We start from the raw sequence: 13170 nt of genomic DNA on the forward strand, positions 1-13170 counted from the left end.
GCGCTCATCCTTTCAGCTAGATCGGCACGATATTGCTGATCAGCCACTTGCGGTCGATCTTGCGGAAGTCGACCCGCAGCCGGCTGCCCTCGTAGTACTTCTCCTTGGACTTGCCCGTCACGGTGCGGTTGACGAACACCAGTACCGATCCCGAGGTCCGGCGCGCAGCCATGGCGCCGACGCCGACGACGTCGACCTGGTTCACCAACTGCTTCTCGCGGGCCTGCGGGATGATCTCGTTCACGGCACGAGCCTCGAATTCGCGGCGGTAATCCCCGGTGAACATCGGGTAGGTCTCGGTCAGGCTGCGCTCCACGGTCTTGTACTCATAACCGAGCACCTTCGGGATCTCGTCGGCGGTCAGCCTGACCAACTCCGAGCGCGCCGCCTGCTCTCCGCGCGTCTCGACTCTGCTCCAATACAGCGATCCCGCCGCGGCACCGAAACCCACGAACGCCGCGAGTACCCCGGCCAGGACCGCGAGCCATATCCACCGGCGCGTCATCGGCTGCCGTCCGGCCACTTGAGGTCGTAGGCCGTCATGTTGCCCGCGTCGTCTTCGTGCACGATCACCCGCAACGCGTAGGGCTGCGACGGCTTGTTGACGCCATCGACATCGGTGGCGGTAGCCCGCATCGCCACCAACACCGAAGCGTTCGCCGCGACATCGTCGACTCCTTCGAGAGCCGCGGCGTTGATGACGGCTTCCGAGCTGTGCTTGGTCTCGCGCAGCAACGCTTTGAGGTTCTCGGCGTTGGCGGCCATGGTGTCGCGCAGCGGGCCGCTGGTGCCCGCCACGAACAGGTCCACCTGATCACTGATGGTGTCGGGCGTATAGGTGTACATGTTCAGCACGGTCTGGACCGCGGTGTCGATGAATCGCTGGTCGCGCTGCTGCGCCGCGTCGGCATGCCGGTGTTGCACCCCGAGCGTGGCGACCAGCCCACCCAGCAGGACCGACGCCGCCAGTCCGACCGCACCCGCCAGCCGCGCGGTCTTGCGGGCGTTGGGCCGCCGCCGTGCGGGCGGTCCGGCCGGCCGGACCGCCCGCACGGCGGCGCGGCTCGGTGCCGGAATACGTACGGCGCTCGGCGTCGTTTCGCCGGCATCACCCGCTGGTCCCGCAGCCCGCGAGGCCCGGCGCCGGACCTTCGCGTCGTCGGGTCCGCTCACGTCTGCCTCGGCGCAAGCATCAGATCAGCCCAGTTCTCCGCGGGCAGCCACTTGTCCGAGCCGGAGACGAACACTCCGCTGTTGCCGGCCGGATCCACGAACTTTCCGGACCGGTCGTAGGTGCTGTACGCGACACCGTTTGCCTCGGCGGGCAACGGTCCCGGAGCGGGCGCGGGCGACGGTCCCGGCGCGGGGTCGCGGCCATAGGCGGGCAGGCCGCCGTTGCCCCCCGGGCTGGTCGGCATGTTCTGATCCGGCGGCGCGTAGTAAGGCCACGGCGCCGGCGGGTTGGGTCCGAGCTGATTCGGCGGGTACGGCAGCGGGAACGGCGGGTTGGGAGCCGGGCCGGGGCCCGCGGGCACGCCCGGCGGCAGCGCAACGACCGGCGGTCCCGGGTCGTAGTCCGCCGACGGCGGGATGTAGGGGAACTTGTTCATCGGCGTCAGCATCCGCGGATCGGTGATCGGAGTGTCATACGGGACGGGCGGCCCGCGCCACGCGTTGCTGCCGATCGGGACGAAGCCCCGCGGGTCGCGGCAGAGCTGGATGGTGGGCGCCCGCTTGCCGGGATATTCCATGCAGGGGTAGTTGCGGGCACCACGGACCGCGGTCGGATCGTTCTGCGCGGCCTTGCAGTACAGGTCCTTGGGCAGTTCCCGGACGGTTTCGTCGGCCGGTGTGCGCATTTCGGTGAACGGCAGGAAGCCGACCGTGCATGGCGGCGGGTCGTGCATGTCGATCTTGAAGTCCAGCTTCACGCCTTCATCCATCGGCACGCCGCCGGCGACGGTGATCAGTGCCGCCATCAGCGCGGGGAACACCACCAACGCCTGCTCAATGGAGTTACGGTATATGACCCCGACCCGACCGAAGTTGGCGATGCTGGCCGCCAGCGTGGGGAAGGACGCGCGGATTCCGTCAAAAGTGGTGTTGGCCTCGTCGGCGACGCTGGGCAGGGTCTGCAGCACCTCGCGGAGCTGCGGGTCGGCCTTGTGCACCTCGGTGGTGACCGCCGCCAGCGACCGTGCCAGTTTCCTGATGTCGTCACCGCTGCGGATCTGGGCGTCCAAGAAGGGCTCGACTTGGTCGACCAATGCCGAGGTCGCGTCGAAATTGGCGTTGGCCTCGTCGACCAGCTGCCGCGACGAGGCGATCATTCGCGCCAGCTCCTGCCCGGAGCCGTTGAACCCCTCGAACGCGCTGCGCAGCAGATCGCGAAGACGGCTGTTGGCGACGCTGTTGACCAGCGACTGCGCCTGGTCGAGCAGTCCGGCGATGTCCTGACCAATAGCGGTGCGGTCCTGGCCGATGCGCGCGCCGTTGCGCAACGCGCCTGCGGCCGCATCCCCGGCGGGTGGCACGAGGTCGATGTACTGCTCACCGATCGCGGACATGCTCTTGACGGTGGCGGTGACGTTCCCGGGGATCTTGGTACTGCTGTTGAGCCGCATTGCGGCGTCGACGCCGTGGTCGCTGAGTTGAACAGATTCCACCCGGCCCACCGTCACGCCGCGGTAAGTGACATTGGCGCTCTGGTAGATACCGCCGCCACCGATGAAGTCGGCGGTCACCTTGTAGGTGCCGATACCGATCCGGCTCGGCGCGTGCAGGTAGAGGATCGAGATGGCACCGACGGCCAGCACGGTGACCACGGCGAAGATCCCGAGTTGGATTCGAACGAGGCGGGTCAGCATCGCAGGTCATTCCTCATAGTGGGGAGCCGTTCCGGGCGGGATCTTGAACGGGTCGGCGGCCTGTCCGGACAGGTTCGCCATCTCTCCGATCAAGAAATCGGGCGGGTTCAGAACGTCGTGCATGTGCGGCATGTTCGGGTCGAAACCGCCGGTGGTGAACACGGTTTCGCCGAATCGACGCAGTGTCATGTCAAAGGTGACGTAGACGTTGAGGAAGTCGCCACGCACGGCGTTACGCAGATACATCGACGGGAACGGGAACGTCGGGATGAACGGGAACGCCGTCACCAACTCGTTGGCGTTGTCAGCGAACGCCTTGATGACCGGGTACAGGTCCTTGATGTCGGCGGCGAAGTCTTCCTTGGTCTCGCTCATGATCCGCGCTCCGACCACGGCCAGCCGCTGCAGCGCCCCGAACGCGTCGACGATGTTGCTGCGGTTGTCGTTGAGCACCGCCAATGCCGCGGGCATGGTGTCCAGCGCCCGCGCCAGGCTGGGAGCGCTACGGGCCAAGGTCGCCCCGACCCGGTTCAGCCCCTCAGCCGCCGCGACGATGTCGCGTGCCTGGCGGTCCAGCGAGGCGGTCAGTTCGGCCAGCCTCGGCACCAGCTCGGCAAAGGTACCGGCCCGGCCGGCGACCGCGGCGTGGGCCTCTTCGGTGATGTCTTGCACCGCACCGAGATTGCCCTGGTTGACCACCACACCCAACGACGACAGCACCTCTTCGGTGCTGGGGTAGCGCCCGGTCCGGCTGAGCGGAATCTCATCGCCTCGGGCGAGGGTGCCGACCGGAGGTTGGTCGGTCGGCTCGGCCAGCTCGATGTGCTGAGAACCCAGCAGCGAGGTCTGCGCGACGTTCGCGATGGCATTGGCCGGCAGGTGCACATTGCCGTCCAGCGACAGCTTGACCGCGGCGTAGAAGCTGCCGTCGGGCCGTTGCACGGCCCGAATCCCCGACACACTGCCGACCGTGACGTCATCGACCATCACCGGCGAGTTCTGCGGCAGCGTGGTGACGTCCGGCAGTTGCACCGTGATGCTGTAGGAGCCGCGACCATGGCCTGCGGTTCCCGGCATGTTCAGCGAGTTCAGCCCGCCGAACTGACAACCGGACAACACCAACGCCCCGGCACCGAGCACCGCACCGCGGCGGCCGACCCGGTGCAGCGCGCCGCCAAGAGACTTCACGCTCATCCGCCCTCCCGTGGTGCACCGGCACCGGGCTGAGCCGGACCCGTCGGGCCGGGCGCCTTGCCCAGCTGCCCCGGCGCGGGCGGCGGCAGGAACAGGGCCGCGACATCTTCGGTGCTCGGCGGCGTGACACCGGGAGCCGGCAGCCACTTCAGGTACGGCACCGGCGTCTGAGACTTCGCCTCGGTGGCCGGGGTGTCGTAGATGATCTGGCCCTTGTAGGCGGTGATCGAGTTGACCGGGTGGAACAAAAACGGGATAAAGTTCATAGACCAGCGCCGCATGACCGGTCCCATCCGCTCCTTGCAGATCTCCGCCCGCTTGAAGTTGTCGGGCACCGAACCGACGTCGAAGACGCCGCCGCAGATGAACTGCACCGGATTGGCGAAGTCGGGCAGCGACAGGAGCCCGCTCAAGGTCCCCTGCGCAGGATTGTAGATGTTGTAGAAGTTCACCAGGCCGTGCGGGGTGATGTGCAGCGCCTGTTCGAGGTTGTCGCTCTGGTCGGACAGCACCTTGGTGAACTCCGCCAGCTTATTGACCTGGGCGATCAACGCGTCATTGTTGTTGTGCAGGAAACCGCGAACGTCGCGCAGTGCCTGGCTCAGCGTGCCCAGCGTGACATCCAGGTCGACCGAACTCTCGGCCAGCACTGCCGACACCGCCGCGACATGGTCGGTGAACTGCACGATCTGCTCGTTGCTGCCGGAGAGCGCATCGACCAGTACCTGCAGGTTCTTCACGGTGCCGAACAGGTCGGTGCGCGAGTCCCCGAGGCGCCCGGTGATCGCCGACAGTTCACGCAGCGCGTTGCGGAACGAGTCGCCGTTGCCGTCGAAGGTGTCGGCGGCCTGGTTGACGAAGGCGCTCAGTGCCCCGTTGAGCTTGCCCTGCTCGGGTGCCAACTGGGAGCTGAGCTGGGTCAGCTCCTGCTTGACCTCGTCCCATTCGACCGGGACCGCGGTGCGGTCTTCACTCAGTACCGATCCGTCGGCGAGCTTGTCACCTTCGGTGTAGGCCGGGGCCAGCTGAATGACCCGCGCGGAGACGATGTTCGGTGCCATGAGCACCGCATGCACGTCGGCCGGCAGCGGCACATCCTTGCTCACCGACATGGTGATCTTGACGTTCTCGGCACGCGGCTCGATGGACTCGATGCGGCCGACCGGAACCCCGACCACCCGGACGTCGTCACCCGGGTAGAGGCCCACCGCCGAGGCGAAGTAGCCGGTGATGCGGTAGCTGCGCTGCGCGGGCAGCACCACGTATGCCGCGGCGGCCAACAGTACCGCCAGCAGGCCGGCGAGGACGAGGCGTGAAGTTCGGCGTGTCATGGTGACTTCGGCTTAATGATCGTGCGCTCGGAGATCATCCCGCGCAGGTAATCGGCCAAGCTGTCGGGCAGCTTGCCCGGCTGGAAGAACATGTCGACCATGACCTCCGACATCGTGGGCGGCGGTAGGCCGTACAGGTTGATCTGGAAGCCCGGACCCGAGGCCACCACCTCACCGAGTGTGGTGGCGTATCCGGGCAGCCGCTCCAGGGCGCCGGCGATCCGATCCTTGCGCTCGATCACGTTGTCCAGCACCAGGTTCAGCTTCTTCAAGGTCGGACCGATCCCTTTCTCGTTATCGGTCACGACTCCGGAAAGCTGTTGCGACACATCGTCGATGCCGCCGATCAGCGCGCCGAGCGCCTGCCGGCGCTCATCAAGCGCAGCGAAGAGCTGGTTACCGTCGAGCACCAGCCTGTTCACCTGGGCAGCGCGCTGGTTGAGCACACCGGTGACAACCTGGGCGTGCGACAACAACTGGCCCAACGCCTCATCGCGACGGTTGAGGCTGCGCGACAGGGAAGCCACCCCGTCCAGCGCTCCGCGCAGCTGCGGGGTCGCCTCGCGCATGGAGTCGGTGAGCACCTGCAGCGCTTCCTCGAAGCGCGGCTTGTCCAGATCGCGGACGTTGCCGCCGAGGTCCTGCAGTGCGTTGTTGAGGGTGTACGGGGCACGCGTGCGCTCGAGCGGGATCGAGGTCACCGAACCGCCGCCGGCAGGAGTGATCGACAGGGCCTTCTCACCCAGCACGGTGTCGGTGCGGATGGCGGCCAGCGACTGGTCCCCCACCCGGACCTTGCGGTCGACGGTGAAATCCACTTTCGCGCTGGCTCCGGCCAGTCCCACCGATTTGACCTTGCCCACCCGGATACCGGAGACCGTCACGTCGCTACCGGGGATGATGCCGCCGGCGTCGGCGAAGTAGGCGTGGTAGTTCTTGCCCTGGGGCCAGAACGGCAGGCTGGTGTAACCGAAGGACACCAAGACCAGGCATGCCACCAGTGCGATGCCCAACGTACCCGTGCGAACCGGGTTTACGCCGTCAATTTTTGACAGGAGAGCACCTCCCCTTGCTCGTGTCGTTCTGGCCGCCCATGGGCAAGGTGATGTCACTGCCGGCGGGGCCGTTGAGCTTCAGGGCGACGGTGCAGTAGTTGATGTTGAAGAAGGAGCCGTAGGCGCCAAGTGCGTTGAGCCGCAGGTAGTTCTCTTCCAGCGGGTCGATGACGTCGTTCAGCTCCTGCCTGCGCTTGTCCAGCACGGTGGCCAGCGGCCGCGCGTTCTCGAGCACGCCCTGCAGTGGCCGACGGGTGCGGCGCAGCGTGTCGGTGAGGTCGTTCTCCACCGAGGCCAGCGGCCCGATCGCGCCGGCGATCGCATCCTTGCCCAGGGCCAGGCCGGTGATCAGCTGCTGTAGCCGGTCGACGGTGGCGTCGAACTGTTCGCTCTTGTCGTCGACTGTGGTCAGCACCGTGTTCAGGTTGTTGATCACGTCGCCGATGAGCTGGTCGCGGGAGGCCAGCGTGGTGGTGAACGAGCTGGTGCTGGCCAGCATCTGCGACAGCGCACCGCCCTGGCCCTGCAGCAGCTCGATGAGGGCGTTGCTGATCTCGTTGATCTTTCCGCCGTCCAAGCCCTTGAGCAGCGGGCGCATCCCGCCCAACAGTGCATCCAGGTCCAGGGCGGGCTGAGTGTGGTCGCGGGCGATGGTGCCGCCGGGCGGCAGCTTGTGCAGTTCCCCGGCGCCCGAGGCGATCTCGAGATACCGGTCGCCGACCAGGTTTTCGTAGCGGATGAGCGCGCGGGTCGAGTCGTAGATCTGGTAGCGCTTGTCCACGTCGAAGGTGACACTGACGTTGTTGTCCGGCGTCAACTCGACGCGTTTCACCGTACCCACCGGAATACCGGCGATCCTCACGTCCTCGCCGCCTTTGAGCCGGGAAGCGCTGGCGAAATCGGCGTGGTAGGTGTGGTTCGAGGCAAACCGGAATTCGCCGAACACCACCACCAGACCGGCCGATACCAACAGCATGGCGACGGCGAAGATGGTGACCTTGACCAGGGTGCTGCGCGGACTCATCAGTATTCATCCCGTTCCGCGAAGGCGCCGTTGAAGAGGAACTGCGCGGTGGAGGGTGCGTCGAACTGGACCTCGGTGTTGGGCTGGAACGGGATGTAGGCGCTGTCGGTCACCAGGAACGGTGAGCGGAACCAGGAGCCGCCGTACTGCTTGCTGGGGATGTCCGGCAAGCCGCGGCAGTTCGGTCCGCCGGTCGCGTTGGCCACCGGTAGGCTCTCCGGGTAGGTGTAGGCCGGTACGCCCGGGATGAAGCTGGACTGCACATACAAAGCCGGCTTGGTGCCGCCCAGCGACGGACCGAATCGCTCCATGGCATTTTGAATTCCCTTGAACAGGCAGCCGAACTCCGGCGAGTATTCGGCGAGCAGGCTGGTCATGGCGCGGAAGCGCTGGATCCCGGCGATGAAGTCGTCGGCGGCCGGGGCGAAGGTGTCGTAGCCGTTGTTGGCCAGCCCGGTGGTCGCCAGCAATGCCTTGTTCAGGTTCTCCCGCTGATCGACCAGGGTCTTACTGATCGCCGGGACGTTGTCGATGGTCGTCGCCAGGTCCGGGGCGGCATCTCCGTAGATGTTGCCGACGACCGCGGTCTTGGCGAAGCCCGACTGCAACTGGGGCAGTTTCGGATTGAACTTTCCGAGGTAGCTGTTCAGCCCGGAGAGCAGCCCGCCCAGGTTGTCACCGTTGCCCCGCAGGCCCTCGGCCAGCGCGCTGACCGACCCGTTGAGCTGAACCGGGTCGATCTTGTCCAGCACGTCGGTCAGCTTCTGGAACAGGGTGTTGACTTCCAGCTGCACGTCGGATGCCTGCACGTTCGCGCCGTTGCGCAGCGTCGCACCCGAGGGCACCGGCGGCGGAACGAACTCCACCGACTTGGCCCCGAAGATGGTGTTGCCGGCGATATGCACCGCCGCGTTCGACGGGATCTGGCGCATCGCGGAGCTGTCGATGGCCAGGAACAGCTTGGCCTGGTCGCCGGAGTACTTGATCGACTTGACCTTGCCGACCTGAATACCGCGGTACTTGACCTTGGCGTCCTGTTCCATCACCAGGCCGGCGCGCGGCGAGGTGACGGTGACCTTATCGGTGGAGCTGAACACCGACACGTAGGACAGGTAGGTGAACACGGTGGCGGCAAGCAGGATCGCACCGAGGATTGCCGCAGCAAGCCTCACCTGGGTACGCGTCGATCCCGTTTGCACCTGTATTCCCTTGCTAGCCCGAGAGGTTGAAGTTGCCAGAGCCGCCGTAGACGGCAAGTGAAACGAACAGCGTAATGACGACCACCACGACCAACGACGTCCGCACGGCTTGACCGACCGCGATGCCTACCCCGACGGGGCCGCCGGCCGCGTTGAAGCCGTAGTTGGTGTGCACCAGCATCACCGCGACCGACATGATGATCGCCTGCAGGAAGGACCACAGTAGGTCGGTGGGGATCAGGAAGGTGTCGAAGTAGTGGTCATAGAGGCCCGGTGACTGCGAGTTGATGAACACCGTGGTGGACCGGGCGGCGAAGAAGGCGGCCAGCACCGACAGTGAGTACAGCGGGATGATCGCGATCAGGCCCGCCACCAGCCGAGTGGACACCAGATAGGACACCGCATGGACCGCCATCGACTCGACGGCGTCGATCTCCTCGGCGACACGCATGGCGCCGAGCTGGGCGGTGGTGCCGGCCCCGATGGTGGCGGCCAGCGCGATCCCCGCGACCACCGGCGCAACGATCCGCACGTTGAGGAACGCCGACAGGAAGCCGGTCAGCGCCTCGATGCCGATGTTGCCCAGCGAAGAGAAGCCCTGGACGGCGATAACTCCACCGGAGGCCAGGGTGAGGAAGGTGGCCACCCCGACCGTGCCGCCGATGATGGCCAGCGCGCCGGTACCCATGGTGATCTCGGCGATCAGCCGGACGGTTTCCTTGCGGTACCGGGTCAGCGCGTTGGGGACGTACCGGATCGATTCGGCGTAGAACAGGGCCTGCTCGCCGAAGGTGTCGACGGCCTTGGGCACCCCGCGGAACATCCGCCGGAACCGCAATGTGGCGTCGTAGCTCATGGCTCGACTCCCACTCGCTCGTTCTTCGCTTGCCGGAGCACTCGCGGGCTCATTTGACCAGCACCCGGACGCTGATCGCGGTCATGACGACGTTGATGACGAACAGACAAATAAAGGCGTAGACGACGGTCTCATTGACCGCGTTGCCTACGCCCTGGGGCCCGCCCTTGGCGGTCAGCCCGCGATAACACCCGATCAGACCGGCGGCCGTGCCGAACAGCAGCGCCTTGATCTCGGCCATCACCAGCTCGCCGAGCCCGGTGAGCACGGTCAGCCCGTTGATGAAGGCACCGGGATTGACGCCCTGCAGGAAGACCGAGAACACATAGCCGCCGACCAGGCCGATCGCACACACCAGCCCGTTGAGCAGCAAGGCGACGAACGTCGACGCCAGGGCCCGGGGCACCACCAATCGCTGGATCGGGTCGATACCGAGCACCCGCATCGCGTCGATCTCTTCGCGGATGGTCCGTGCGCCCAGGTCCGCGCAGATAGCGGTCGCGCCCGCGCCGGCCACCACCAGCACGGTGACGACCGGGCCCAACTGGGTGATGGTGCCGAACGCGGTTCCGGCACCGGACAAGTCGGCAGCGCCGATCTCGCGCAGCAGGATGTTGAGGGTGAAGGCCACCAGCACGGTGAAGGGGATCGCGACCAGCACTGTCGGCAACAGCGACACCCGGGCGATCATCCAGGTCTGGTCGAGGAACTCACGGTACTGGAAGGGCCGGCGGAACATCGCCCGAAAGGTCTCCAGGGACATCTCGACGAACCCGCCCACGGCCCGAGCCGGAACCGTGAGCTGTTCGATCAAGACACGTCCTTCCCTCAGGTCGGGCTTCCGGGGCATCGGTGGTCGCAAAACTGTATCCGGCAACCTCCTGCGACCGGCGTCATTCGTGCAATTCAGACGCCGCACTGCGTGAGCCGGATCATACTAACTAGAACACGTTCTCAGTGTCAAAGGACACGTTTCGGCGGGATTCCCGAGATATCCGCGCTGGTCACAGCGGATTGTGACCCACGTCTCGCTGTAACGCGTTCTAATTTTGTTCTAATCGCCGGACATCAGTTCGGACGCGGAGAACGTCCGGGCCGGGTCACGGCCGGCGAAGTAATTGGCCAGCGTGTCGGACAACACGGCTGGATCCCACGCCTGCCCGTCCGCGCCGAACTTCCGTTCCACGGTCGGCGCGGCCATCAGGGTTACCTCAGGTCCGTAGACCACAAAAACCTGACCGCTGACCGCAGCCGAGGCCGGCGATGCCAAGAACCGGACCAATGTCACCACGTGCTCGGGCGACAAAGGATCGACATCTCCCGCAGCGCCTTCCGGGGCCTCGCCGAATACATCGGCGGTCATCGCGGTGCGGGCCCGCGGGCAGATCGCGTTGGCAGTCACGCCGTAGCGGCTCAGCGCCCGGCTGGCCGAGAGCGTCAGCGCGGTGATCCCCGCCTTGGCCGCGCCATAGTTGGCCTGCCCGACCGGACCCATCAGGCCGGCCTCCGAGGAAGTGTTGATGATGCGGCCGTAAACGGTCCCATCGCTGTCCTTGGCCTTCTGCCGCCAGTAGGCGGCCGCGTTTCGGGTCAGCAGGAAATGTCCACGAAGGTGGACTGCGATCACGGCGTCGAAGTCGTCGTCGGACATGTTGAACAACATCCGGTCCCGGGTGATCCCGGCATTGTTGACGACGATGTTCAGCCCGCCCAGGCCGTCGGCGGTGCTGACGAGCTCGTCGGCGGTGGACCGCTGACTGATGTCACCGGCCACCGGCACACCCTTGCCGCCAGCCGCGGCGATCTCGTCGATGACGTCCGAGGACTCCAGCGCCGACGCGATGTCGTTGACGACCACCGTCGCCCCGGAGCGGGCCAACCCGATCGCCTCTGCTCGGCCCAGGCCGGCGGCCGCGCCGGTCACCACTGCGACCTTGCCGGTCAGGTCGATCGCGTTGTCAGTCATGTACGCCGCTCCTTTACGTCACCGGCGCACTCGTCGTCACCGGCGGTTATGAATACCTCTAGTCGTTGCCAGTGGGAGGCTAGTCGTCGACGCGGCGCAGCGCGGCCCGCGGGCACTCGGCGATGGCCTGCTCGGCGTGGGCTTCCCGGTCGGCCGGGACCGGAGCGAATTTGACCTCTGCCTGCTCGTCGTCGTTGAGATCGAACAGCTCGGGGTCGATTCCGACGCAAATCGCGTTGCCCTCGCAACGATCCAGATCTACTTCAACTCGCATGACATTCTCCTGTAAAAACCGTGCGCCGGCGGAGCATTTCCGACCGTCGTCGTCAACTAGTGTCACCATACGATCCGACAGCTTTCACACACGAGGCGCTAGGGCCGTTGGACCCCGGGACTAGAACGTGTTACAACGGGCTGTCGAACAGAATCTTATCGTGACACCGATCACCAGCGAAGGACTCCCCTGATGCAGATCAGCTACACGCCGGCACAAGAAGAGCTGCGCAGCGAACTGAGGTCCTACTTCACCACGCTGATGACGCCAGAGCGCCGCGAGGCTCTGAGCTCGACGCAGGGCGAGTACGGCACCGGCAACGTCTACCGCGAGACCGTCGCCCAGATGGGGCACGACGGTTGGCTGACGCTGAGCTGGCCGAAGGAGTACGGCGGCCAGGCACGCTCGACGATGGATCAGCTGATCTTCACCGACGAGGCCGCGGTCGCCGGCGCCCCGGTGCCGTTTCTGACCATCAACAGCGTCGCGCCGACGATCATGGCTTTCGGCACCGAAGAGCAGAAGAAGTTCTTCCTGCCCAAGATCGCCGCCGGCGAGCTGCACTTCGCGATCGGCTACTCGGAACCGGGCGCGGGCACCGACCTGGCCTCGCTGCGCACCACCGCGGTACGTGACGGCGACGAGTACGTCATCAACGGCCAGAAGATGTGGACGTCGCTGATCGCCTACGCCGACTACGTGTGGCTGGCGGCCCGGACGAACCCGGAGGCCAAGAAGCACCGCGGCATCTCGATGCTGATCGTGCCCACCAGCGCCGAGGGTTTCTCCTGGACCCCGGTACCCACCATGGCCGGCCCGGACACCAGCGCCACCTATTACCAGGACGTGCGGGTGCCGGTGACCAACCTGGTCGGCGAAGAGCACGCGGGCTGGAAGCTGGTGACCAACCAGCTCAACCACGAGCGCGTTGCCCTGGTGTCGGCCCAGCCGATCTTCCTGGCTCTCGAAGAGGTCCGCGAGTGGGCACAGAACACCAAAGACGCCCACGGCAACCGGATCATCGACTCGCAGTGGGTCCAGCTCAACCTGGCCCGGGTGCTGGCCAAGGTCGAAGTGCTCAAGCTGATCAACTGGGAGCTGGCCTCCGCCGACAAGGCCGCGCCGTCCCCGGCGGACGCCTCGGCGGCCAAGGTGTTCGGCACCGAGTTGGCCACCGAGGCCTACCGCCTGTTGATGGAGGTGCTCGGCACCGCCGCCACGGTGCGCCAGGATTCCCTCGGCGCGCTGCTGCGCGGTCGGGTGGAACGGATGCACCGGGCGTGCTTGATCCTGACGTTCGGCGGCGGCACCAACGAGGTGCAGCGCGACATCATCGGCATGGTCGCCCTGGGCCTGCCCCGAAACCGCTGACCAAACACCCCAAAGACTTTGGAGGCAAGTACC

13 protein-coding genes are annotated in these 13170 nt (G+C 66.1%); 1 reads left to right on the top strand and 12 read right to left on the bottom strand.

Annotated features, from left to right (window positions below; all coding sequences use genetic code 11):
- Positions 1 to 16: 16 nt before the first annotated feature.
- The 12 genes from K3U94_RS20525 to K3U94_RS20580 form a co-directional block, all read right to left on the bottom strand.
- Positions 17 to 505, bottom strand: coding sequence for a hypothetical protein (locus tag K3U94_RS20525; RefSeq protein WP_047320619.1), 489 nt, complete (start codon positions 503 to 505; stop codon positions 17 to 19).
- On the bottom strand, positions 502 to 1173 hold the full coding sequence (locus tag K3U94_RS20530; RefSeq protein ID WP_047320549.1) for an Rv1363c family protein: 672 nt from the start codon (positions 1171 to 1173) through the stop codon (positions 502 to 504). Before K3U94_RS20530 ends, K3U94_RS20525 begins: the two co-directional genes overlap by 4 nt.
- Positions 1170 to 2867 (bottom strand): MCE family protein, encoded by a 1698-nt coding sequence (locus K3U94_RS20535; protein ID WP_047320550.1) that lies wholly within the window; start codon positions 2865 to 2867, stop codon positions 1170 to 1172. The genes K3U94_RS20530 and K3U94_RS20535 overlap by 4 nt, the downstream gene beginning before the upstream one ends.
- Before the next feature lie 6 nt (positions 2868 to 2873).
- On the bottom strand, positions 2874 to 4061 hold the full coding sequence (locus K3U94_RS20540) for an MCE family protein (RefSeq protein ID WP_047320551.1): 1188 nt from the start codon (positions 4059 to 4061) through the stop codon (positions 2874 to 2876).
- Entirely contained in the window at positions 4058 to 5392 is a 1335-nt protein-coding gene (locus tag K3U94_RS20545; protein WP_047320552.1) for an MCE family protein, read from the bottom strand. Before K3U94_RS20545 ends, K3U94_RS20540 begins: the two co-directional genes overlap by 4 nt.
- A complete protein-coding gene (locus K3U94_RS20550; RefSeq protein WP_047320620.1) occupies positions 5389 to 6447 on the bottom strand; it encodes a virulence factor Mce family protein in 1059 nt (352 codons plus the stop codon). The genes K3U94_RS20545 and K3U94_RS20550 overlap by 4 nt, the downstream gene beginning before the upstream one ends.
- Entirely contained in the window at positions 6434 to 7471 is a 1038-nt protein-coding gene (locus K3U94_RS20555) for an MCE family protein (RefSeq protein WP_047320553.1), read from the bottom strand. Before K3U94_RS20555 ends, K3U94_RS20550 begins: the two co-directional genes overlap by 14 nt.
- A complete protein-coding gene (locus K3U94_RS20560; protein ID WP_047320554.1) occupies positions 7471 to 8643 on the bottom strand; it encodes an MCE family protein in 1173 nt (390 codons plus the stop codon). Before K3U94_RS20560 ends, K3U94_RS20555 begins: the two co-directional genes overlap by 1 nt.
- Before the next feature lie 40 nt (positions 8644 to 8683).
- On the bottom strand, positions 8684 to 9526 hold the full coding sequence (locus K3U94_RS20565) for an MlaE family ABC transporter permease (RefSeq protein WP_047320555.1): 843 nt from the start codon (positions 9524 to 9526) through the stop codon (positions 8684 to 8686).
- A 49-nt stretch (positions 9527 to 9575) separates the two neighbouring features.
- The gene (locus tag K3U94_RS20570) at positions 9576 to 10340 is read right to left on the bottom strand and encodes an MlaE family ABC transporter permease (protein ID WP_046286802.1); all 765 of its coding nucleotides are present in this window, start codon (positions 10338 to 10340) and stop codon (positions 9576 to 9578) included.
- A 240-nt stretch (positions 10341 to 10580) separates the two neighbouring features.
- Positions 10581 to 11492, bottom strand: a complete 912-nt coding sequence (locus K3U94_RS20575) for a 3-oxoacyl-ACP reductase (RefSeq protein ID WP_047320556.1) — start codon at positions 11490 to 11492, stop codon at positions 10581 to 10583.
- Positions 11493 to 11571: 79 nt separating this feature from the next.
- A complete protein-coding gene (locus K3U94_RS20580) occupies positions 11572 to 11766 on the bottom strand; it encodes a ferredoxin (protein WP_047320557.1) in 195 nt (64 codons plus the stop codon).
- 192 nt (positions 11767 to 11958) lie between these two features.
- Between K3U94_RS20580 and K3U94_RS20585 the strand changes: the two genes are divergently transcribed.
- Positions 11959 to 13137 (top strand): acyl-CoA dehydrogenase family protein, encoded by a 1179-nt coding sequence (locus tag K3U94_RS20585; protein WP_125078923.1) that lies wholly within the window; start codon positions 11959 to 11961, stop codon positions 13135 to 13137.
- Positions 13138 to 13170: the final 33 nt, after the last annotated feature.

The sequence above is a fragment of the Mycolicibacter heraklionensis genome (assembly GCF_019645815.1).
GTDB lineage: Bacteria > Actinomycetota > Actinomycetes > Mycobacteriales > Mycobacteriaceae > Mycobacterium > Mycobacterium heraklionense.

What these genes read in the sequence shown, in the direction of transcription:
- K3U94_RS20580 (WP_047320557.1), bottom strand. Translation starts at nt 11,766, where the DNA reads ATGCGAGTTGAAGTAGATCTGGATCGTTGCGAGGGCAACGCGATTTGC.
- K3U94_RS20585 (WP_125078923.1), top strand. Translation starts at nt 11,959, where the DNA reads ATGCAGATCAGCTACACGCCGGCACAAGAAGAGCTGCGCAGCGAACTG.
- K3U94_RS20545 (WP_047320552.1), bottom strand. Translation starts at nt 5,392, where the DNA reads ATGACACGCCGAACTTCACGCCTCGTCCTCGCCGGCCTGCTGGCGGTA.
- K3U94_RS20540 (WP_047320551.1), bottom strand. Translation starts at nt 4,061, where the DNA reads ATGAGCGTGAAGTCTCTTGGCGGCGCGCTGCACCGGGTCGGCCGCCGC.
- K3U94_RS20575 (WP_047320556.1), bottom strand. Translation starts at nt 11,492, where the DNA reads ATGACTGACAACGCGATCGACCTGACCGGCAAGGTCGCAGTGGTGACC.
- K3U94_RS20525 (WP_047320619.1), bottom strand. Translation starts at nt 505, where the DNA reads ATGACGCGCCGGTGGATATGGCTCGCGGTCCTGGCCGGGGTACTCGCG.
- K3U94_RS20565 (WP_047320555.1), bottom strand. Translation starts at nt 9,526, where the DNA reads ATGAGCTACGACGCCACATTGCGGTTCCGGCGGATGTTCCGCGGGGTG.
- K3U94_RS20555 (WP_047320553.1), bottom strand. Translation starts at nt 7,471, where the DNA reads ATGAGTCCGCGCAGCACCCTGGTCAAGGTCACCATCTTCGCCGTCGCC.
- K3U94_RS20535 (WP_047320550.1), bottom strand. Translation starts at nt 2,867, where the DNA reads ATGCTGACCCGCCTCGTTCGAATCCAACTCGGGATCTTCGCCGTGGTC.